Here is a 22,650-nt window from a genome sequence, read left to right as displayed (position 1 = left end):
ACAACGACCACATCTACGCGGAGATCGACCTTCCCACCGACCCCGACACCTACAACATCCACCCCGCACTGCTCGACGCCACACTCCACGCCGCATGCACCGAGGGTCCCCGGCTGGCGACGTCGTGGAGTGGGGTCGCCGTGCACGCGGTCGGCGCGTCCGCCCTGCGGGTGCGGATCGGCCCGAACCGCAACGGCTCGGTGTCGATGATGCTCGCCGACACCGTGGGTGATCCGGTCGCTGAGCTCGGAGTCGGCACCACCCCCATCGATTCGAGAGAACTGCGGGCCGCCAGGGTCGCACAACTCGAGGCGCTGTACCGGGAGACATGGGTCGACCACGTCGCGAAGTCGTTGCCTCGCAAGGCGAACTGGGCAGTCGTAGGCGCGGATCCGCTCAGCGCCGTGGCGGGATTGACGGCTGCGGGCGTGTACGCCCAGGCGTACACGGGATTCGAAGCCCTGGCCGAAGCCGGCGAGGACGTGCCGGACTACCTGGTGCTCACCGTACCGGCGGGCACCGAAGTCGCCGCCACCGCGCGGGAGACACTGCGCCAGTTGGACCTACTGCTGGCGACCGAAGCGCTCGCCACGGTGACCGTGGTGTTCCTGACCACCTCCACGGTGCCGGCATTCGACCATGCCGGCACCGACCTCGGCGGCGCCGCGGTGTGGGGGCTGATCCGGTCTGCGCAGGCGGAGAACCCCGGACGGTTCGTACTCGTCGACGTGGACGCCGGCGAAGCGTCGTGGCGTGCGCTGCCGAGGGCCGTCATGTCCGGTGAACCACAGATAGCTCTGTACGAGGGCCGGGCCAGGGTGCCGCGGCTCGCCCCGGGTAAACCGGTGGGCGACACGGAGCGGTTCGCCGGAGACGAGGGCACAACGCTGATCACCGGCGGGACCACGCCCATGGGCGAACGACTGGCGCGGCACCTGGTTGCCGTGCACGGAGTACGGAACCTCGTGCTCACCGGCGCCGAGGCCCCCGTGCTGACCGCGGAGCTCACCGCTTCGGGTGCCACCGTCACCACTGAGGCGTGCGATCCGGGCGACCGCGCGGCGCTGCGCGAGCTGATCAACTGCCTGCCCGCGGAGCATCCGCTGACCATGGTCGTGTACATACCAGAGGCGCTGCCGAGCGACGAGGCAGCCACTCTGACACCGGATTCGCTCGCCGACGTGTTGCGCGCGACGGTCGGTGCCGCGGAGATTCTCGACCAGGAGGTCGGGGCCGTCACCCTCGTCCTGTGCTCGTCGTTCGCCGGGACCGTCGGCGGCCGTGGAACCGCCGCCTCGGCCGCGTCGGCGGCCGCTCTGGACGCGCTCGCCCGACGACGCTGGGCGAGCGGAACCCCTACGGTGTCGCTGGCCTGGGGGCCCTGGGCTCTGGGCGACGCACCGTCCCGTACCGGGATCGCAGGAGTGAGCGTGCTGGGGGTGCGGGAGGCCGTCGCGCTGTTCGATACCGCCTGTCGTGCAAGCGAACCCGTTCTGATTCCGGCCAGGTTGGATCTGGCCGAGCTGGCCAGGCAGGCCAGAACCGGGACGACGCTGCCGCCGGCGTTCAGGTCACTGGTCACGATCACCGGCAAACGCACAGCGGGCGGAGGCGCAGCCTCGGCGACATCACTACGGCAACGGCTCGCGTCAATGGCGGAAGCCGACCGGAACCAAACGCTGTTCGACCTGATCGCAACGCAGATTTCGGCGGTACTCGGGCTTGAGCCGGCTGATGTGGTGCAGCCGAACCAGATCTTCCGCGAGCTCGGGTTCGACTCGCTTTCCATTCTGACCCTGCGAAACCGCTTGAACTCGGCGACCGGCCTGCGTCTGGACACCTCGTCGATGTTCCAGCAGTCGACACCGGACGATCTGGTCCAGCACCTCAGGCAGGCCCTGCTCGAGAACTGATGCGGCAGAGGAGACGATGATGCACCCACCACTTACGCAGTCCAAACGCGTCGTTAACCCGACGGGGCGTGGTTATCTGCTGCTCGAGTCGCACCCGGCCGGATGCTTTCGCAGCGTCGCGCTGATGCGGGCCGAGGTGCCGGCCCCCGATCGGCCACCGGCACGGCGGCCAACGGCGTTGGTGATCGGGTCGAGTGCGGGCTACGGCCTGGCCAGCACGATCGCCGGGCTGGTGCGGTATGGGATCGACGGGGTAGGTATCGGCTTCGAGCGGCCGGCCGGGCACCGCAGTGCCACTGCCGGGTGGTACCGCACCATCGCCGTCAACACGATCGCCCGCGACCTCGGGTCGGACTTCTCGTTCCGCAACGCCGACGCGTTCGCCGACACCACCAAGACCGAGACGCTGGATCTGCTGGCCAAGCGGTTCGGCGGTGTGGACTACTTGATCTACAGCGTGGCCGCGCCCCGGCGTACTGATCCACGGAGCGGCACCACCTACCAGTCGGTGCTCAAGCCGCTCGGCGCGCCGCACACCACCCGGAACCTGGAGTTCGCCAACGATGGAGCCGCGTACGTGCGCGAGGTCACCGTCGATCCGGCGAACGAGGCCGAGACTGCCGCGACAGTGCGTGTCATGGGAGGCGAGGACTGGTCCCGCTGGGTCACCGCGCTGGCGGAGCGCGGGCTGCTGCGCGACGGTTTTCGCACGGTCGCCCTCACCTATATCGGCTCGCCGCTGAACTCGGCGATCTACCGCGAAGGCACGATCGGCGCCGCCAAGGCCGACCTGGAGTTCACGACGGGAGCGTTGAGCGAGCAACTGGCCGCGGTGGGCGGCCGTGCCTACACCTCGGTGAACGGAGCCGCGATCTCCCAGGCGTTGACCGCCATCCCGGGCATTCCGCTCTATGTCAGCCTGCTCCGTGGCGTCCTGGGTGACCGCTTCCCGTCCCCCGTCGAACAGTCGCTCCAGCTGTGGAACCAGCTCACCGCACACCGGCCCGACCTGGACGAGTCCGGCCGTATCCGCCTCGATCGCTGGGAGCTGTCCGATCAGGTCCAGGCCGCCGTGGCCGAACGCTGGCGGTCGATCACCCCCGAGACCGTCAGCGAGCTGGCCGACATCCCGTGGTTCCGTGCCCAGGTCCGCTCCCTGTACGGCTTCGACGTCCCCGGCGTCGACTACGCCGCCCCGGTCGAGACCGACCTGCCCTGGCCGAACTCGTCGACTCCTTGAACTCGCCGCCGAGGGCGTGATCATCTCCCCCCAGCAGCGCCGCGACCACCACCGACGCCGACAGCAGGATCGACTCCCGCGTGAGGCGTCCGGTCACCCGGTAACGGCTCGCGTACGCGAAATCGCCGGGTCGGACATGTTCGCGATGAGTTCCAGCGGATCGAAGATCGGGGATCGGACCGTGAAACCCGCGGACGACACCGACGGGATCAGCAGCCGCTGCGCCCACGACGACGGCGTCGCACTGGACGCCGCCTCCGACGCGGCTCGAACGAGCCTCGGCCGGCCGAAGGGAGCCTGAATCATGACCGATTCCCCCAAGAAGTACGGCCACTGGATAGCAGGCGCCTGGCGCGAGCCCGAGCAGGGCTACTACCAGATCACCAACCCGGCCACCGAGGAAGCTGTCGGCTACGCCTCCGAGGGCCACGCCGCCGAGGTCTGGGCCGCCGCCGAGGCCGCGCGGGCGGCCTTCGATGACTGGTCCCGCACCGATCCGCGCGAGCGCGCTGCCATCCTGGAGCGCATCGGCGCCCTGATCTCCGAACGGGCCGAGGAGCTTGCGGCCTTGGTACAGGCCGAGACCGGCGCGACCATGCGTGTGGCGAAGTCCATGCAGGTGCTCACCGCGGCCGACAGCTTCCGTCGCTACGCGCGCGGCGCGCTGGAGCCTGACACCGTCCCCCTCGCGCCGCACCCCGTCACCGCGAGCCCGCCGGCGGGCGGCGGGCTCATCGGGGCGGCGGCCGTGCGCCGTCCCCTGGGCGTCGTAGCATGCATCACCTCCTGCAACTTTCCCATCGCCAATCTCGTGGGCAAGGTCGCCCCGGCCCTCGCCATGGGCAACACCGTGGTCGCCAAACCCGCACCGCAGGACCCGCTTGGGTTCCTGGAGCTGGGTCCGATCATGAAGGAGGCCGGTCTGCCGGACGGCGTCTTCAACGTCGTCACGGGATCAGGACCCATCACGGACGAGGCGCTGGTCGCCCATTACGACACAGACATGATCAGCTTCACCGGTTCCACCGCCGTGGGAAAGAAGATCGCCGTAGCTGCGGGCGGGCAGATGAAGCGCACGCTCATGGAGCTCGGCGGCAAGGGCGCGGCCATAGTTCTCGAGGACGCCGACGAGAAGGCCTTCACGTCGGCGGTCATGGCGGTCGGTTCGACTCTTTCCTTTCGCAGCGGTCAGCTCTGCACGGCGCCGACCCGGATGCTCGTACACCGATCGCTGTACGAGAAGGCCGTCGCCGCACTGACCCGGTACGCACAGGAAGTGACAGTCGGCAGCCCTGTGGACGACTCCACGATCGTCGGCCCGCTCATCTCCGCCGCCCAGCGCGACCGCGTCGAGGCGTACGTCGAAGATGCCAGGCAACAGGGCGCCCGGGTCGCCGCCGGCGGTGAACGCCCCGCGCTCGAACCCGGGTTCTACGCTGCCCCCACCGTCCTCGCCGACGTCACCCCGGACATGACGGTCGCGCAGGAGGAGATCTTCGGCCCGGTGGTCGTCGTGATCCCCTTCGGCGACGAGAACGAGGCGGTACGGATCGCCACCGGCACCCCCTCCGGCCTCTACGACTACGTCTTCTCCGGCGACACCGCCCGCGCCTGGCACCTCGCGGCCCGGCTACGCAGCGGCAACGTCGGCATCAACACCGCCCAGCGGCACCCCGAGACACCCCTCGGCGGCCCCTTCGGGCTGCACGCGTACAGCGAACTCCAGTCGGTCGTCTGGCCGTCCTGAGACGAGAGGAAACGAACCCGTGCGAGGCGTCATCTTCGACGGCAAGCAGCCGCGCATCGTGGACGACCTGAGGTCCGCGCCCCCGTGACCGACGGCACCGTCCCGTTCCTGCGGCGCGGGATGACGCCGCGTCGCGAACGCGTCCATTGTTCAACCTCTCTCATATTCCGGTCACTTGCGGTCGTCCGTTGTGATCAGCCCATTGAAGGCCTGGCTCTCGGGTGATGAGTGGGTCGTTCCCACGTCACGGACGTCAGCTCCGTGCCCTGGCCCGCAGGGATGCCGAAAATGCCATGCCTGAGGAGATCGGCAAGGTCAAAAATGTGAGGCGGTCCAGTTGTGCGGATCGTGGCCGAGCCGCGGGATGTGGCTGAACAGCAGACCAGGGGCCGGTTCACGGTCGGGGACCGTGTCCTGGGGATCGAGCCGATGCCGGCCCGGGCGGTGCGGTTCCGGTGAACCCGGAGCGGACGGTGGGGCAGTCCCTTCTGCGCCTGTCCGAGGACATCGGGCTGAGGGTCCGGCACGCTGCAGACCGCACTCTGGGCGGCCTCCCGTTGGCCGATGTGGATCACGGATCCACTCGAAGGCCTCCCCGTCGAGGACGTCGGCCGGGGTGCGCTCGGGGTGGCGCGGGAACAGGGAGGCAACGATCGAGTGCTTGGACGGGGCCTCTGGCGGCGCCGGGTCGACCGCTTCGGTGAGCGAGCCGAGGACCGGGCCGGACACCCAGGCGCCGGTGGCTTCGCCCTTCACGGCCCGAGACATCCGTCGATCCGCGCGCGGTGGGACCCGCCGCGGGGTGCCCCGTGAGTGAGGCACCCCAAGGGCGCCGCCCGGCAGACCGCGCCACATCATGCCTACGGAAGGGCCGAGCCAGTGATCGAGGAACTACTCCCGGACTCGGTGGTGGCCGTGGAGAGCCGAGGAGGCGACGACGACTGTGCCACGCTCCTCCCCGAGGAGGAGACGGTGGTGGCACGAGCGGTGGCCGAACGGCGCCACGAGTTCGCCGCGGTACGCGCCTGCGCCCGTCGGGCCATGGAGAAGCTCGGCCTCCCTCCGCAACCCGTCCTGCCGGGAGAGCGCGGCGCCCCGCGCTGGCCCGAGGGCCTGCTCGGCAGCATGACCCACTGCGACGGATACCGGGCCGCCGCGCTCGTCCGCGCCACCGACATGGCGTCTCTCGGTATCGACGCCGAGCCCCACAGTCCGCTCCCGGACGGCGTTCTGCGTTCCGTGTCGCTCCCCGCCGAGCGGGACCGCCTCGCCCTCCTCGCCAGCGGGCGGCCCGACGTCCACTGGGACCGACTGCTTTTCAGCGCCAAGGAGTCCGTATACAAGGCCTGGTTCCCGCTGACTGGAATGTGGCTGGGCTTCGATGAGGCGGACATGGAGATCCACCAGGATTCCGAGGAACCCGGTACAGCGCCGCAGGGACGCTTCCGAGCCGAACTCCTCGTCCCCGGACCGCTGGTGGGGAGACACAGGCTCGGGCACTTCGAGGGACGGTGGACCGTCCGCGAGGGCCTGGTCGCCACCGCCCTGACGGTCCCCCACCCCTATGCACGCTCAGGAGGGTGTTACAACGGCTGACACAACGAGTTGATCTGTCGCAGGGTGGCTTTATTCATGAGTAGTGCCGCCAGTTGTTCACGGGTTTGGGAGGTGCCCAGATCCACGGTCGGGTGATGTTCACGAGTTTTGACAGCACTGGGGTACTTGCCAGGGCAGCATCGGGATGCTCCTGGTGAAAGGTCCTGGTCATGCCGCAGATGTCGAAGGTCGAGCTGTACGCGGCGATCCGGCGTGACCACCGTGCCGGCATGAAGATGCGCGAGCTTGAGCGCAAGTACAACGTCTCGTGGAGGACGGTCAAGAAGGCCGTGGACTCCGTCTGGCCAGGGCCCCGGAAGAAACTGCCGCCGCGGCCAACTGCGCTGGATCCGTACAAGCCGGTGGTCGACGAGATGCTGCGGACGGACCTCGACGCGCCGCGCAAACAGCGGCACACGATCACGCGGATCTTCCACCGGCTCATCCAGGAGCACGGCGCCGATGTGTCCTACCAGATGGTCCGGCGCTACGTCTCCGACCGGAAGCCGGAGATCCTTGCCGCCTCGGGCAAAGCCCCCGTTGAAGCCTTCGTGCCGCAGACCCACATGCCCGGTCACGAGGCAGAAGTCGACTTAGGCGACGTGACCGTGCGCCTGGCCGGCGAGCTGGTGACCTGCTACCTGTTCTCGCTCCGCCTGTCCTACTCAGGCAAGGCCGTCCACCGCGTCTTCGCTTCCTGCGGCCAGGAAGCCTTCTTCGAAGGGCACGTGCACGCGCTTCGCACGCTGGGCGGTGTCCCGCGAAGCAAGATCCGTTACGACAACCTGAAGTCGGCCGTGGCCCAGGTGCTGGGGCTGAACCGGGCCCGGGTGGAGACCGACCGGTGGATCGCCTTCCGCTCGCACTTCAACATCGAGAGCTTCTACTGCCGCCCTGGCCTCGAAGGCGCCTATGAGAAGGGCTGCGTCGAAGGGATGATCGGCTATTCCGCCGCAACCACTTCACACCAGTCCCGGAAGTCGACTCCCTCGCTGAGCTGAACGAGATGGTCGACCAGTGGGACCTGCACGACGGGCACCGCAGGATCGGCTCGCGGCCGGACCGTCGACGAGTACTTCGCCGTCGAACAGCCGATATTGATGCCGCTGCCAGGAGAGCCGTTCGAGACGGGCCGACTGTTCACGCCACGGGTCGACCGCTACAGCCAGATCGCCGTCCGCACCAACCGCTACTCGGTCCCGACCCGCCTGATCGGCAAACGGGTACGCGTCGTCCTGCACGCTTCCCACCTGGTGGTTTACGACAGGAACGTTGAGGTGCCCCGCCACGAGAGGCTGATCGCGAAGGGTAGTTGCCGCCTGGACCTGGACCACTACCTCGAAGCCCTCATCCGCAAGCCCGGCGCCTTCCCTGGTGCCACGGCTCTGGAACAGGCCCGGTCAGCGGGCAAGTTCACCCCGGTCCACGACGCCTGGTGGGCCCAGGCCCGCAAGGTTCACGGCGAGCGGGACGGCACCCGGGCGTTGATCGAGGTCCTGCTGCTGAACCGGCACCTCGCCCACGAGCACGTGGTCGCGGGCCTGGCCACCGCACTGCGGGCCGGCGCCCTGACCGCCGACGCCGTTGCCCTGGAGCCCGCAAGGCCGCCCAGGCAGAAGACGAGCCGACCATCGGCGCATCCATCCCGGCGCTTCCTGGGCAGACGCCGGCCACCGTCACGTCGCTGCACGAGTGGCGCCTCGCGCACCTCCCGCCGGACACCAGGCCGCTGCCGTCGGTGACCCCCTATGACCAACTGCTCCGACGCCGCCGCACCACCGGCAGTGACCACCGTGAGGGAGGAGCCCAGTGACCCTGCCCCGCCAGCGAGGCTTGACCGAGCAGGCCGCCGACGCCGCGATCGACACCGCCTGCCGCCTGCTGCCGCTGCCCTCGATCCGCAACGAGGTCAACGAGATCGCCGACAGAGCGGTCAAGGACCAGATGACCTACCGCGGCTTCCTCGCCGAACTGCTGATGACCGAGCTGGTCGAGGCCGCCGACGAGAAGCAGCTCAACAAGACCATCGCCCGCTACGGCCGCGTCGATCTCCTCTGCGTCGACGAGCTCGGCTGTGCGCCACGAGGCGCTGATGGATCTCGCGGGATGAGAGGCCCGCCGCCAGTCCTCGCAGGGACTGGTTGAAGCTGGAGGCAGGCTGAGCCCCGGGTTGGGGGTGAGGCCAGAAGCAGCCTCGACAACGTAGGGGCGGACCGACACCACCAGACGGTTCGTGCCCGCAAGCGAAGACGGAATGGGTGTAAGGAAACTGAACCAGTGGTTGACGTCCCGTGAGTCGTCAGCGGCCTGCCGAATCTGGTGGATGGGCCGCTTTGCAGTGCTGGAGATCGCCATAGCCGATGGGATCTCCTCTTCCGGCGTCTTTAGCCTATGGGCGTCGGGAGGCCCGGACCAAGACTGCGATTTGCGGTCCGTGGCGATGCTGCCGGGGTATAGCTGGGCACCGAAGCCGTCAAAGAGATCCTCAGTGAACGTGGGAAGCGATCTGGCATCGCCCTTCCCGTCCGGCAGCCGGCCGGGCGGCGGGCAGGCGCAATGCCCGCTGATGACGCCAGATCGTGGCGGAGTCGCCGTAGTACTCGGAGTCCGGGAAAGCCGGTCACATGGGGAAGTTGCGCCGTCTAACTCGGCGTTGGATCACTCTTTCAGAGAGTAGGGGTTCGGAAGGAGAAGCCTCTGGACCACCCGCCTTATCTGGACGCGAAAGTGCGAGGGGACAACAGCATGGCGGGAAAGCGTGAAGCGCTGCGAAGGCGTTTAAGGTGCTGTCGCGCAAGGTCCGTGTGATATGGCGAAGACCAGACTGTTTGAAACCTAGTTCCCAGTGATGGAAATGTGCATCCTCCGACATGCAACGCCCGGAGCGGAGCCACCAGCATCAGGCGAATCCCCTTTGCTTCGCCCCAATCTTCCGGCTGGTGGGCGGTGGGCAACGAGCTCACTCAAGGGAACGGACGGGTCGCCTACGATACGTCCAATGCAAGAGGAATTCGGGATTACCTAAGGGGCGAGAGCCCTACGGTGACGGAGTGTCAATAGTAGTCGTGGGAGTAACGCCCCACCAAGGAGAGCGGGAAAGCCGCTTACAGGGCCAAGTGGCACAGGTTCCACGATATCCGGAGAGGCAAGGTACGCGTAATGCAGAGAGCCGAAGCCCTGATGGAGATCATCCATGAACGCGGCAAGAGAGGATTGCCACTGGAGAGATTGTACCGGCACCTGTTCAACCCGGAGTTGTACTTGCGTGCCTACGGGAAGATCTACCGCAACGACGGTTCCATGACGCCCGGTTCCACCACGGAGACCGTGGACGGCATGAGCCTGAAGAAGATTCAGGTGATCATCGATGCGCTGCGGCATGAGCGCTATCGGTGGACCCCGGTCCGGCGTGTGCATATCGAGAAGAAAGGATCGCCAGGAAAACGCCGCCCTCTGGGGTTGCCATCATGGTCGGACAAGCTGTTGCAAGAAGTAATACGCTCCCTGTTGGAAGCCTATTACGAGCCTCAGTTCTCCGACCGCTCCCACGGTTTCAGGCCGGGGAAGGGTTGTCATACCGACCTTACGGAAGTATCTGAATCGTGGCGCAGTATGACATGGTTCATCGAGGGAGATATTTCCCAGTGTTTCGATCGGCTGGATCACGGAGTGCTTCACTCCACCCTGGCCGAGAACATTCACGACAACCGCTTCCTGCGGTTGATCGACGGACTACTTCAGGCTGGATACCTGGAGGAATGGCGCTACCACGAAACACTAAGTGGAGCGCCACAAGGGGGTGTTTTGAGCCCCCTGCTCTCCAATATCTACCTGGACCGGCTGGACAAGTACGTCGAGACAACGCTCTTGCCCGTCTTTAACCAGGGAGCCCGACGCAAGCCTTATCTTCCGTACATGCGGATACATAAGGCCAGTTGGAAGCTGGAGAAGAAGGGCCAGCGGGAGGAAGCACAGCAACTGCGTCGTCAGCTGCAAAAGCTCCCCTCCCATGACCCCAATGATCCAGGCTTCCGGCGGCTGCATTTCGTCCGTTACGCGGACGATTGGCTGCTGGGGTTCTCTGGGACACGGCGGGAAGCCGAGTACATCAAGGAAATGATCGGAAAGTTCCTGCGGAATCGTTTGAAGCTGGAACTCTCTGAAAGAAAACCTTGATCACTCATGGGCGGTCACAGGCCGCCCGCTTCCTCGGCTACGAAATCGTAGTCCACCACAACGATGCCAAGCACGATCGGAACGGTCATCGCTCCATCAACGGGCAGATCGGGCTGAAGGTGCCTATGGATGTCGTGCGCGACAAGCGTAAGACCTACACGCGACGCGGTAAACCGGCAGCCATGCTGACGCGCGCTCATGATTCGGATTTCCGTATCGTGACGCGGTATCAGGCGGAGTTCCGGGGCATCGCGGAGTACTACCAGCTGGCCTATAACCGGCACCGCCTCGGCCTGCTGAGGTGGGTCATGGAACGGTCGATGACCAAGACGTTGGGCCAAAAGAACAAGGTCAGCGTCAACAAGGTCTGGAACCGCTACCGCGCCACCTGGCAGACGCCAGCAGGTCCTCGCAGAGGTCTGCAAGTCACGGTCGGGCGAGGTAACGGGAAGAGGCCACTGGTTGCCCGATGGGGCGGGATTTCGCTTGCCCGCAGGACCACGAGGGTAGTTCTCAAAGACAATCTCCCGGAGATCTGGAGGAAGCGCCCGGCGGAACTCATCGACCGGCTCATGTCCGGCCGCTGCGAACTCTGTCAGTCGCGGACTGATGTCGAGGTGCACCACGTTCGGCGTCTGAAAGACCTCCTCTCCAAGAATCAGGCTGAACGGCCTGATTGGGCCCAGCAGATGGCGTCACGCCATCGCAAGACCCTGATCGTCTGCCGTAACTGCCACGACGGAATCCACAACGGATCCTCAACGGGGCAGGCTTCATCGAATGTGGTACTGGAGAGCCGGGTGCGGTGACAAGTCGCATGCCCGGTTCGGTGGGGGGCCGTCGGAAAAGGGTCCGCATCTGCGGATACCTCGCCGGCGGCCTACCCTGCGGCGACAGCGTGATAGCAGCAGGACTGCTGTCGGGGAGGAACGTTGTTGAATTACGACGCGCCGCCGACAACTTGGCCGGGCAGCATGACGGCCGAGCGGCGGGTACCGATCACCAGATCAAGCTGCACCGATGGGCAAGGAATGAACCGGACCGCCGGTTCGATGATGTATTCAACTTGATCTGCGACCGGGCCACCTTGCTGGTGGCTTGGGAGCGGGTGTCTGGCAACCGGGGTGCCAGAACAGCAGGCGTGGACGCGGTCACCCGCTACCACGTCGAAGAGCGGCAGGGAGTGATTCCGTTCCTGGAGGAGCTTCGCTCCTCTCTCAAGGACGGGTCCTTCACTGCGTTGCCGGTCAAGCAGGCGGTGATTCCCAAGAAGAACGGCAAGGTCCGTTACCTGGGCATCCCGACCCTACGTGATCGAGTCGCGCAGATGGCGCTCAAGCTGGTTCTGGAGCCGATTTTTTTTGAGGTCGATTTCTATCCGTCCAGTTACGGGTATCGGCCTGGTCGTCGGGCTCAGGATGCCATCGCCGAGATCCACCACTTCACCTGCAAGCCGTCGACCTACGAATGGGTCATCGAGGGCGATATCAAGGCTTGCTTCGACAACGTCGACCATCACGTCCTGATGGACCTGGTGGCCGAGCGCGTCAAGGACCGCAAGGTCCTGCGGCTGGTCAGCGCGTTTCTGCGGGCCGGGGTTGTCGAGATGCACGGTGGATTCGCAGAGACCCTCACGGGAACTCCGCAAGGAGGAGTCGCTTCCCCGCTGTTGGCCAACGTCTATCTCTCGGTCCTGGACCGGCATTTCTCGCGGATCTGGGACACGGAGATGTCACCGCCCTGGCGTCGGCAATACCGGCGTCGGATGGGGCGGCCGAACTTCCGGCTCGTGCGTTACGCCGACGATTTCATCGTGCTCGTGCACGGGACGAAGTCCGAGGCTGAGGCGCTCAAGTCGGGGATCGGTGAGCTGTTGGCCAGCAGGCTGAAGATGACCCTCTCGGATGAGAAGACCCACATCACCCACATCGACGACGGATTCGTCTTTCTCGGCTTCCACATCCAGCGGAGGTCCTGGGGCGACGGCCGTCGCGTCGTGCTCACCATCCCGTCGAAGCAAGCCTTGGCGTCGGTGATGCACAAGATCAAGAAACTGACGGGGCGGAGCACGACATCGCTCTCGTTGGAGGAGGTGCTGCGGACGGTCAATCCGGTCCTTCGGGGCTGGGCTGCCTATTTCCGTTACGGCGCATCCAAGAAGACGTTCTCCTACCTCGGCTGGTACGCGTGGTGGAGGCTGATCCATTGGATTCGCTATAAGCACCCCCATGTGACCTGGAAACAGTTGCGGCGCCGCTATTACGGGGCGGACCGCATCACCGAGGGCGGGCTCGTCCTCTACAACCCGGCGAAGATGCGGGCCAGCGACGTCACTTGTAAGCTCCCCAGCGCTAGCAGACGGGCCTCCCCTTGGAAATCGTCCTGATGCTCCGTGTGCAGGATGTTCTGCATCAAGTCCCTGGATGTCATGTCACACCAGCTCTCCCAACGGTCCCGTTGCGGTAGGTCGTTGGTGTGGAATACCGCCTCGATCATTTTTGTCCCCCTGGCCATGGCTCTCTTCCGCCACCCCGGACGCGGGAAATAGCGGCCCTTCATGGCAAGCATGGCGAGTCCACTTCACCACCGCTTTATGTGAGATCACGAAAGGCGAAAAACGTTCTCTCGCAGAGACCTCCCCGTCAGCAGTGTTCGAGAGGGCCGTGCCCCGCCCCGGGCTTGCCGAGCCCAGCGACCTTCCGACCGAGCTGCGCCACGACATCGCGGTCGGCTGCGGCGGAACCACCGTCTTCTAACTCCCGCCCAGTAGAGGCGGCCGTGCCTGCCTTCTTGCCGCAGAAGGCGAGGAGGCAGACGTACGGCCGGGCTGCCATGGCTCGGCCGGAAGCCTTCGACGGTTGGCGAATCCCGCAGAGCGATCAGTAAGAAACCCCATGACCGCCAGTCGGCGATCGTGACGACACGGCCCGGTCGAGCTCGCGTGGGGCGTCCCGGGTTGGCGTCCCGTGTCCGGCCGGTTGATCACCAGTGGTGACATTCCGGCACCCAGCTTTCACCGATATTGGAGTCGATGACAGTGGCAACGGCTCTGGGGCCTTGGCCCAGCTCGCGGCAGATGCGTGAGACGAGACATCACGGATGTGGTTGCCGATGCCGACGGCCGCCCAGCGGGCCAGAACCCTCAGGCCGTGCGCCAGGGCGGAAAGTCCGCAGGCAGGGCCCGCCACTTGAAGCGGGTGTCCACGACATAGCGAATGGCATCCACGATCTCCGCCGCAGGTGCTTTTACGGACGCCCGTCGATGGCGGTCTCGCAGGCTGGGACAGGTAACAGCGGTTCGATCTACGAACTGGCGCGCCCGTCGTGAGCAATCGACTGAGACCCTGGGGCTTGGTACTGGACGCCTCGGATGTGCAGCCAACGCCGTGGTGGCCTGCGGCACCCGATCCGGAGTGCACCCACTGGCCGGAGAGCTGACCGCGCTTCAGCGCGACAGGGCCCTACTGTGCTGCAGGAAGGCCGAGGTCGGCGAGGAGAAGGCCCAGCTGGGACTCTTCGTGGACGGCATAGCCCTGCCTGGCCATGCTGTCGGCCAGGGCGGGATTCCAGGGGGTGGGAGCAGGTTCCCCGGTGAGGGGGAGAGTGCGGTCGCCGGGTAGGAGGCTGAGTGCGTCAAGGTAATCCTGGGCCCGCATACGCCATGGCCGGGCGCCGGCCTGGAAGAGACGTCCCGCGATACCGACGCCCGGCCAGTCGAAATCACCGTGATACAGGACGAGCGCATCGTCGTGAACAAGACGGCGGACAAGTTCCCAGCCGGCGCTCGACGGGTTCCCAGATGTGCAGATAAGCGTCGCGTCCGTACCGTGCCGGGCTGCCCCTTGCAGGATCTGGGGGTTCTCGCAGGCGTAGATCCGTTGCCGCGGGTCGGCGAGCCGGATGCCAGCAGCCGAAGAGCTGCGCAGTTCCTGCATCGTCAGATGAGTGGCCACACCCAGCTTGGCGCGCATGCGCATCATGGCTGACCACGGGTCGTCTCCGGGCGGCATCAGCCGCCAGGTTAGAACGGTCCCGGACACCAGGTCCGTGGTGACTTTGACGCTTTCCCACAGCGCTTTGCGCTGGGCTGTGTTCTCGGCCGGCGGCCCGCCGCCGGCAGCCGTGATCGCCCGCAGGACCAGCGCCCCGGTGAGGGTCCCATCATCAAGGCCGTGGGCGTCGTGAGTGATGTGTGCGGCGAGCTCAGCTATTTCCCACGGCCTGGTCGCACTGTCTCCGGACAATGAAGAGCCGAGGCCTAGGCACGAGAGAGTCTTCACCGCATGGTCCAGGGCACTGTCGGCGGCGATGCTGCCGGCGCGGGTGAGGAGGCCAGAGGAACGGATCCCGGCAATCCACAGAGGAACCCAGGCAGCAGAGGCAAGGCCTGCGGAGCCCAGCGAGGCATCCAGGCGTTGCCACACCTGCGTCCAGGCCGCATCCCGCGTTTCCTTTGCCGCGGCACGATCGATCAGGGGCGCGCCGGTGAGGTCGGCGACGGCGACCAGAAGGCCACGCCGGGCCGACGAGGCACGCAGAGCCGTATCTAGCGCCTCCAGTTTCACGCGGGTACGTCCCGGTGCGCAGATGGTGCCGAGCAGGCCGCCCATTTGCGTTGCGCCGTCTTCGTCGAGAACGACCTGCACACTGCCTGTGGGGGAGAGGCGGTTGCGTTCCAGACGGGTCCGCACGGCAGTCCACAGGCCGCGCAGAGCGGGGTGGCAGAGGTAGGAGCGGATCGGCTCGGCCATCCGCTCGGGGGCGGGAAGGGTCATGGGGCAAATTTCAAGTGCCTGGTGTGGCCGTCCCAGTGCACGTGGGTGGTGACGGCCGCGGTGCCTTCGGAACGCCGCACCTCGTAGGCATCCAGAGCGGGCACCTGAGGAAAAAATCCCCACAATGCATGCCCGGTCATGACGAAATCGAGGTCGAGGCGGACCAGTAGTGCCATGAGTTCTCCGACAGTCCGGTTGTCGACCTTGGCGAACGCGTCGTCGAGGAGGACCAGGCGCAGCGCACGGTTGGTGTCGGGCAGGCCGGAGAGGTAGGCGTCAGCCGCTGCGAACAGGGTGACGTAGGAGACGAAACGGGTCTCGCCCTGGGAGATTTTGGCGCGCCGGCTGATCCTGCGTACCTGGTTGGCACCGGGGCCGGTGATGAAGGCATCCATGGAGTGCCACATCCGGTAGTCCAGCGCATCGCGTAGGTGGGCGGCGTATCCGGCCTGCGGGTCGCTCGCGAAACGCTCGTCCACACGTGCCTTGAGCAAGGCGATCAGTTCCTCGCTCTGGTCCGGGCGCATGACCCGCCCGTCGAGCGCGATCAGGTTCCTGATGCGGCCGACAGGGCTCTCCGCCGGCTCGGTGAGCTGCCAGCGGAGCTTGACGCCGATGCCGTGACTGGTGGAGATCGACAGCAGCGAGGCGTTCATGTCTTTCACAAGCTGCACGGCCTGACCGATGCGGGTCCGTAGCTCCTCGGCCACCCCGCCCAGGACGAAGTGTTGAAAGGCGGTGCGCTCACGGCTGGTGAGCGCCTCCCTGCCCCTGTCCCGCCGGTCGGCGAGATCCTGCGCCGCCTCGGCGATGTGCCGGCGCCCCTCGGCGTCGGAGAGCTCCACGACATGGATGTCCCCATCGACCGTGATGCTCACGTCGTAACTGCCCATGACGTTGCGCTCCAAAGCCGAATGTGCGCGAAGCAGCGCGGTGACATCCGCATGGGCATCCGGTTTCGACAACGACGCCAGGACGGCCTGGGCTGCAGCTTTGACCCCCGGCGGGTCAGTAGCGGCCCGGGCATACCGGGCAGGCTGCCCCGTAGTGGCGAGCGCAAGGGCGGGATGAGCTGCGCAACGGGCCAGATCGGCCGCAGCACGGGCCAGCTGTTCGCGCGCCTCAACGGCCGCCAGCTGTGCCGATTCTGCCCTGACCTCGGCCTTTCCTACTTGACCCGCAAGGTCAGTGACGGTGCGACTGCCCTTGGCCCGCTCGGCTTCCGCATGGAGCAACGCATGTTCCACCTCGGATAGTCGCTTTCGTAGATCCTCGGCGGACGTGCCCATGCTCTCCTGCAAGGCAGACAGCTCAGCAGCCTCGGACGACCACGCCGTCCACTGGCCCGCGGCCTTCGCCTCGGCAGCCTCACGCTGGCCGCGCTGCGCCACCACTGCGTCCATCGCCCTCTGCCACGCCGCCACCCGCGCCGAGACCGCAGCGCCGGCCTGCGCCAGCTGCCGGCAATCAGTGACTGCCTGCCCCGCCGCGTCACGAACCTCGCCCAACTCCTCAGCGGTGCAGGGAAGACGGAACGCCGAGCACCGTTCCCGATGCGTACGCTCCGCGGCCGCCCATGTCCGCCGTACCTGATCTGCCGTTCGCCCCAGCTCGGCAGCCTGACGCTGTTTGGCCGCGGCAGTATTCCGGGCCGCGGCAGCCTGCTGGCGCAACGTAGCCAGCTCACCCGAGCGAGGAGCGCTGCGCAGGTGGGTGTCCAAGGCGGCCTGGGCCCGGTGCACCGTGTCCCGTGCCTGGCTGCGTGCCTCCGAGGCATCCCGCAGGATCTCCAGCTCCCGCCCGATCTGGTCCAGGCGTTCAGCCCTCGCAGCGGCCCGCGCCTTTGCCCCGATGTACCGGGCAGCGGGCAGCGAATGACGGCCGCGCAAGGCCCCCAGCCCGAAGGACCCGTCACGGTGTACCCACGTCGGGCATCCCGGCGTGTCCAGGGCGATACGGTCCAGCGCCGCCTGGACCCGCCCCACCGGCACGCCGCTGTCGGGCACCGCAGTCAGGACCGAACGCACCGAACGCACCGTAGCGGGGCCGTCTGCGGCCAGTAGGAGCTGGCCTGTACCGGTGACCACCTTCCCTGTGGGGGTGATGTACGCGGTGAGCAGCCCGGAGGCCAGCAAGGCGGCCTCCAGACCTGCCTGGTCCGCTTGGCTCACGTCCGGCTGAAAGTCCACAGCACGCCACAACGGAATTCCGTCACGGGGAACCGCTTCGGCCCAGGCCGCCCGAGGCGGCTGGACGTCACGTGCCTGACGCAGCTGCGCGGCCTCGCTCTCCAGCAGTGCCTGGGTCGCCAGGTCGCGGGTCTCTTCCGATGCCAGGGAAGCCAGCGCGGTGGCGTGGCGGGTACGAGCGGTGAAGGCAGCGGTGTGCGGAACTGTGTCCAGCTCCTCCAGGTCCGCACCGGCACTTTCGTAGGGTTCCCCAGCCAGGGTGTGTACGTCGAGGAGCAGGGCGCCGGCCGCCGAGTCCTCCCACCGGGTGCCGGGCAGATGCTCGGTACTGGCCGCACATGTGACCCAGGTACGCCAGCTCGTCGCGAGGTGGATGGCGCAGGTGTCGCGGTGCTCGGCCGCCGCCACGGCGGCCTCTTCCAGCTCGACCGCGTCCTGCGCGCTCTCCTCAGCTCTTTCCTCCGCCCGTTGGACTCGGACGAAGGAGGCATGTAGTTCGACAGCGTCCTGGTGGCGGGCCCGCGCCTGGTCCTGCCGGGCGCTGCCCGCGGTGGCCGCCTCGGTGGCGGCCTGGTGCAGCTCGGCCGCCTCCTCGTCGAGGAGGCCCGGGGCTGGCAGGAGGAGCATCGGCAACGGGCGGCTCACGGCGACCGGGTCAGCGGCACGCTGGGTGCGCACCGGTTCGGCAACGGCAGCTGCTGCCCGTACCGTGGCTGAGACCTTCTCGGGAAGCCTGTGGCTCAGTCCGGTCTGCTGCAGATGAAAATGTGCTCTGCCCAGGACGGCATCGGCGCTCTCCGCAGCGGTGCAGATCTCCTCAGCCGCAAGGTCGCACGCCGTAACAGCTCCAGTCTCCTCGCGGCGTGTCACGGAGGCCATCTCCAAAACGCCCTCCGCCGCTGCGGCAAGCGCATCGAGCTTGCCCAGACGCTCGGACAACTCGCGGGCCTGGCGGTACTCACGCGAGTCCTTGATGCCGGTGGCCGTGGCGGCAAGCTCTTTCGCGTACTGCTCGACCTCCTCCAGCCCGGCCGCCGCCTCAGCGTGTTTCTCTGTCAACGCCTCATGTTCTCTGGTCTGTTCGTGTTCCCTGCGCTCAGCCTCGAGGGCAGTACGGGCGGCGATGCGGGCGGCGTTCGCACTGTGTGTCAGAACTCCGGTGGCATAGCGCGAGTACACCTTGAGGAAGTCCGCCACGTGCCCGTAGGCACTCTCCAACCGCTCCAGCGCGGCCCGGGTTTCCTCCAGCCCGTCGAGTTCCTCGCCGGCGGCCGTCAGGGCGTGCTCTGACAGAGGCGGCAGCGCATCGGAGAGGATCTGGGGGAGGCGGCCTTCGTCGATGCGGTTGCCAACGTCGGGGGAGCGCAACGTGTGCAGGAGCTGAAGGAGCCCCGCGTAGCGCTGCCGGCCGGCTTCGCCGGTCAGCCCGAAGACCTGAGAGCGGACCTGATCACGGTGGGCTTCGGGTTTGTCGGTGATCCGCTCCGCCCCGATGGCACTAATGAGGCCCTCCCGAGAGAGCGGTGTCCGACCCTCGTCCATCAGGACCAAGTCGTGGTCGACGCGCAGTGGCGAGGTGAAGTACCAGACCTTCGCTTCGGAGGTGCTGCGCGAGAAACGGACCTGCGCACCCAAAGTCAGATACTCACGCTCATTCTCACCCGGCTCGCCCGGGCCCGGTGTGCGGGTCAGTTCGACCCACAGATAGCCGAGCCTGTTGACCTGTTCCTCACCTCCCGCACGCATCAGGTCTTCTAGCCGGACCTTGCCCGAGCCGGTGGCGTCCATCCGCCGCCGGTCGGCGTCCAGGAGGAAAGGCAGCAGCATCTCGAGTGCTCGCGACTTGCCCGAACCGTTGGCACCACGTAGCACCAGACGGCCATCGGAAGCATCGAAACGCTGGTCGAAGTAGTACCAGACGTTGACGATCCCGGCCCGGTGCAGCTGCCACCTCTGAGTACCGGGCAAAGCGGCAAGAGAAGCGCCGTTGCTGAACTTCCGGTAAGCGGAAGCCGCCGAGGTGGCCGTCACGATGCCTTCCCTGTCTTCGTAGCAGTCGGGTAGCCGTCCCCGAAGAGAACCCCGGCCGCCGGAGCAGGCACGGAGGGCTGCGCCAGACGGTGTGCGGCGCGAGTACCGGACATCTCCTGCACCGCAGGCCGGTATCTGGCCGAAGCGGGGTGGAGCCGCAGACCGCTGTTGCCAGAAGTGGCCAGCGACAGCGACTCCAACAGCGCGACTACCTCGCCGCGCAACCGATCCGGGTCCCGGGTGTAGGCCGCGGACCAAGAAGAGGCATAGCGCGCGGAAAGCCCCACCAGGCACTCCTCCACCAGCTGCCACTCACACAGCAGGCCAGACTCCGAAGGCGCTTGCGAGCCCTCCGCCTCCGATCCACCGTTCTCGATTAGGACGTCGATGAGGAGCAGTGCGGCCTGGCGGACCGTGCCAGGGCCGGGGAAGGCTATATCGCTCAGCGTGCCTTCGGTGTCGTAGGCCAGAGCGCCTTCGGCGCGGACCTCCAGCGTGAGACCGAAATGCTCATCCAGCAGCCTGGCCAGGTCCGTACGTTCCCGGGAAAGGACATCCCGTTCGGCTTCGCTGAGCCCGTCGCGCGACACCAGCGGATTCTCCACCAGCTTGCGCCGCAGGGAGCGGCGAGGCTCCTCAGCACTCTCACCCCACAGCGCAGACAGGGACACCACTCCGTTCAGCGGACGAGCCAGAAGATGGGGCAGCAGCGGCCGATGAATACTCAGCAGCGCCTCCTCCCGACGCTCGGTCCAGCCGCTCACCGTGCCGTCCGTCTCCGTCAGCACCCCCCAGTCGATCAGCAGCCCGATCGCGGCCACCAGACGCCGCCGCTCCGGCCAGCTGTCCTCGAAGGGCACACCGGCCGCCGAGGCATCTGAACGGATCTGCTCGATGAACGCGGAGATAAGGATCTGCTCACCAGTACCGGGAGAGAGCAGGGCCGCCGAGGCCAAACAGAACAGCGCATAGGTCTGCGGACCGAAAACCGGACCGTCGCCCAACCGCACGGTGCGCACCGGTGCCTGGGAGTCCAACGGGGTCTTGACCAGCCGGGCGAACGACGACTCGACGATCAAGGGATAGCCGAGCATCTTGGAGAACACGGAACGCAGGGAAGCCGAATGGCGCCGCACCAACGCCAGGTCCGCAGGATGCCGGTGGACAGTGAGCACAGGCGACGCGAGAAGAGCCTGGGCCGCAGCGCGCCGCTCCAGAGCGTCGTGCGAAGCCGTAGAAGCGGACCCGAGGACGGGCACAGTACTCATTGGTCGCCTTCCACGGTCTGTTGGTTGCTCATGCTCTTGACCCGTACCTCCAAGTGCTCAACGGTGTAAGCCCCGTTCTCCGACCACAAGCACGTCCCTCCGCCCATGATGAGCTCCACCATCAGCACCATCCCCACGTCAGGGACGGGCATCTCGTACAACGTGCCTGAGGACAGACTCTGGTGGTAGGCGAGGAAGTCTCCGACGTAGTCGAGCAACACGTCCTGGGCATACGCGGACGTCCAGGCCCCGTCCATCCGCCCAACGGCGATCAGTTCCGCCACGGCCGCACGCAGCCGGCTCCCCTCCTCACGGGACTCCGCCGTCAACCGGGCACGATCCAGGCCCGGATCCGGCACTCTCGAGGTACGCCCGCGCGTCGTACGGTCCCCGCGCTCCCGCAGCGACACGGGCACCTCGACAGGCCGTGCATCCCACCACGACGTCGTCGGCGACATACGGGGGTCAGGTTCTTCAGGCCCCATCCCCAGGTGCCGGGCCGGATGGGAACCGAAAGCCGCCGAGAACGCCCGATGCGCATCCACCGGCTCGGCACCGGAAAGAAGAGACGCCAGGCGCAGCAGATCCGCCCGGCGCGACGCCCCCGTCCCGCCGGCCGACAGCATCCGCTTGGCGTTGGTGATCAGCTGACCCAAAGCCTGCTCCGCCGCCGCCCGCAACTGCGCCGGCCCGGAACTTCCGCTGCCACCGGTGTACCAGGAGGCCAGCTCCTCCCAATCCGCCCGCGCGCGTCCCGGGAGCCGCTCGACGGTAGCCACCTCGGTGTCCGCCAGACCCGGGAGGTCAGCGAGGACCCCCACCAAGCCGTCGAGGTAAGGCCGCAGCAACTCCAGCCGGTTGACCATCGCGGGGGAGTGGCGGGCCACATCGTTGCTGATCAGATCCACGTACTCCAGCAGCAGACCCTTGAGCGTCGCGTACTCCTCGCCCACCAGGTCGTAGCGAGTCAGCACAGAACTTAGGTAAGTGTAGAAATCGCGGGCGCTCTCACTGAACAGCTTCTGATTGTTGAAGACAGTCGTCACGTCAGCCGCCAGCGCCTCGGCGTCGACCACCTGCAGATTGGCCATCCTGCCCAGGATGCGGTCCAGGATCTCCACCGTGCCGCCGAGCAGTTCCCGGGCCACTTCCCTGGCCCCGTCAGCAGCGTGCAGGATCTCCTCGGCCTGACGCTGAACACGCCCCCCAAGCGTCGATACCTGAAACCGCGCCCGCGAGTTCCGGTAGGCGGCGACTGTCGGAACCCTGGCATCACGGACGGACGGAATGAGATTGCCCCAGCGCACCAGCGCCAGGCAGCGGTCCTCTGCCGTCTCCGCCGGAATTTCCCAGCCCGCGTCCCGTAGCGCCACACTGGCCTCAGCGGCCGACAGATCCGCCAGCAACGTAGCCGAGAACACCCGCATGACGGCGAAGTACTCATCGGACGAATCAGCGGTCAGGTACCGGTAAAGATCCATTCGCGCGCCAGGAGGACGGCCCGCCACGCCACTTCCGGCACCTGCTTCATCAACCAACGTCTCCCCCCGGGGCATATGCACTTCGCCCCGGTGCCCGGGCCCGGGCACCAGGGAACAAGCTATCGGTGCCGGTGGTCACTTCAGCGGGGCCGATCACAAGGGATCGAAACTTTCCGTACTTGTCCGAAACGCACGGAGCGCTGCGAACGATCAAGCGGGGGATGCGATGCATGC

General features: G+C 66.7%; 9 protein-coding genes and 4 pseudogenes. 8 read left to right on the top strand and 5 right to left on the bottom strand.

Annotation, left to right across the window (positions count from 1 at the left end):
• The 8 genes and pseudogenes from ACIO1C_RS34885 to ltrA form a co-directional block, all read left to right on the top strand.
• The coding region (locus ACIO1C_RS34885; RefSeq protein ID WP_401871577.1) for a type I polyketide synthase at positions 1-1,913 on the top strand (1,913 nt) is incomplete at its 5' end.
• A 19-nt stretch (positions 1,914-1,932) separates the two neighbouring features.
• Positions 1,933-3,153 (top strand): enoyl-[acyl-carrier-protein] reductase FabV, encoded by a 1,221-nt coding sequence (gene fabV / locus ACIO1C_RS34880; protein ID WP_401871574.1) that lies wholly within the window; start codon positions 1,933-1,935, stop codon positions 3,151-3,153.
• A 304-nt stretch (positions 3,154-3,457) separates the two neighbouring features.
• Positions 3,458-4,900 carry an aldehyde dehydrogenase family protein gene (locus ACIO1C_RS34875; RefSeq protein ID WP_401871572.1) on the top strand — a complete coding sequence of 481 codons (1,443 nt, stop codon included), beginning with the start codon at positions 3,458-3,460 and terminating at the stop codon, positions 4,898-4,900.
• A gap of 879 nt (positions 4,901-5,779) precedes the next feature.
• Positions 5,780-6,496 (top strand): 4'-phosphopantetheinyl transferase, encoded by a 717-nt coding sequence (locus ACIO1C_RS34870; protein ID WP_401871570.1) that lies wholly within the window; start codon positions 5,780-5,782, stop codon positions 6,494-6,496.
• A 179-nt stretch (positions 6,497-6,675) separates the two neighbouring features.
• Positions 6,676-8,309: pseudogene (gene istA, locus ACIO1C_RS34865) on the top strand (IS21 family transposase).
• Positions 8,306-8,569 (top strand): annotated as a pseudogene (locus ACIO1C_RS34860) (hypothetical protein); the annotation flags it as partial. The pseudogenes istA and ACIO1C_RS34860, both read left to right, overlap by 4 nt.
• A 1,086-nt stretch (positions 8,570-9,655) precedes the next feature.
• Positions 9,656-11,481 (top strand): annotated as a pseudogene (locus ACIO1C_RS34855) (reverse transcriptase domain-containing protein).
• Between the two features lie 89 nt (positions 11,482-11,570).
• The gene (gene ltrA / locus ACIO1C_RS34850) at positions 11,571-13,058 is read left to right on the top strand and encodes a group II intron reverse transcriptase/maturase (RefSeq protein ID WP_401871567.1); all 1,488 of its coding nucleotides are present in this window, start codon (positions 11,571-11,573) and stop codon (positions 13,056-13,058) included.
• 638 nt (positions 13,059-13,696) lie between these two features.
• Here ltrA and ACIO1C_RS34845 read toward each other — a convergent pair.
• The 5 genes and pseudogenes from ACIO1C_RS34845 to ACIO1C_RS34825 form a co-directional block, all read right to left on the bottom strand.
• Positions 13,697-13,975, bottom strand: a pseudogene (locus ACIO1C_RS34845) (transposase); the annotation flags it as partial.
• Positions 13,976-14,133: 158 nt separating this feature from the next.
• Complete coding sequence (locus tag ACIO1C_RS34840; RefSeq protein ID WP_401871566.1) at positions 14,134-15,447, bottom strand: TIGR02679 family protein; 1,314 nt, start codon at positions 15,445-15,447, stop codon at positions 14,134-14,136.
• Entirely contained in the window at positions 15,444-19,667 is a 4,224-nt protein-coding gene (locus tag ACIO1C_RS34835; RefSeq protein WP_401871563.1) for a TIGR02680 family protein, read from the bottom strand. The genes ACIO1C_RS34840 and ACIO1C_RS34835 overlap by 4 nt, the downstream gene beginning before the upstream one ends.
• The gene (locus ACIO1C_RS34830) at positions 19,664-20,935 is read right to left on the bottom strand and encodes a TIGR02678 family protein (protein ID WP_401871562.1); all 1,272 of its coding nucleotides are present in this window, start codon (positions 20,933-20,935) and stop codon (positions 19,664-19,666) included. The genes ACIO1C_RS34835 and ACIO1C_RS34830 overlap by 4 nt, the downstream gene beginning before the upstream one ends.
• Positions 20,932-22,416 (bottom strand): DUF2397 domain-containing protein, encoded by a 1,485-nt coding sequence (locus ACIO1C_RS34825; protein WP_401871559.1) that lies wholly within the window; start codon positions 22,414-22,416, stop codon positions 20,932-20,934. The genes ACIO1C_RS34830 and ACIO1C_RS34825 overlap by 4 nt, the downstream gene beginning before the upstream one ends.
• Between the last annotated feature and the right edge of the window lie 234 nt (positions 22,417-22,650).

Origin of the sequence: Streptomyces sp. NPDC087420 (assembly GCF_044744165.1) — a bacterium.
In the GTDB taxonomy this organism is placed as follows: Bacteria; Actinomycetota; Actinomycetes; order Streptomycetales; family Streptomycetaceae; genus Streptomyces.
Note: the sequence above shows the minus strand (reverse complement) of the source record. Positions and strands in the feature narration are given on the sequence as shown.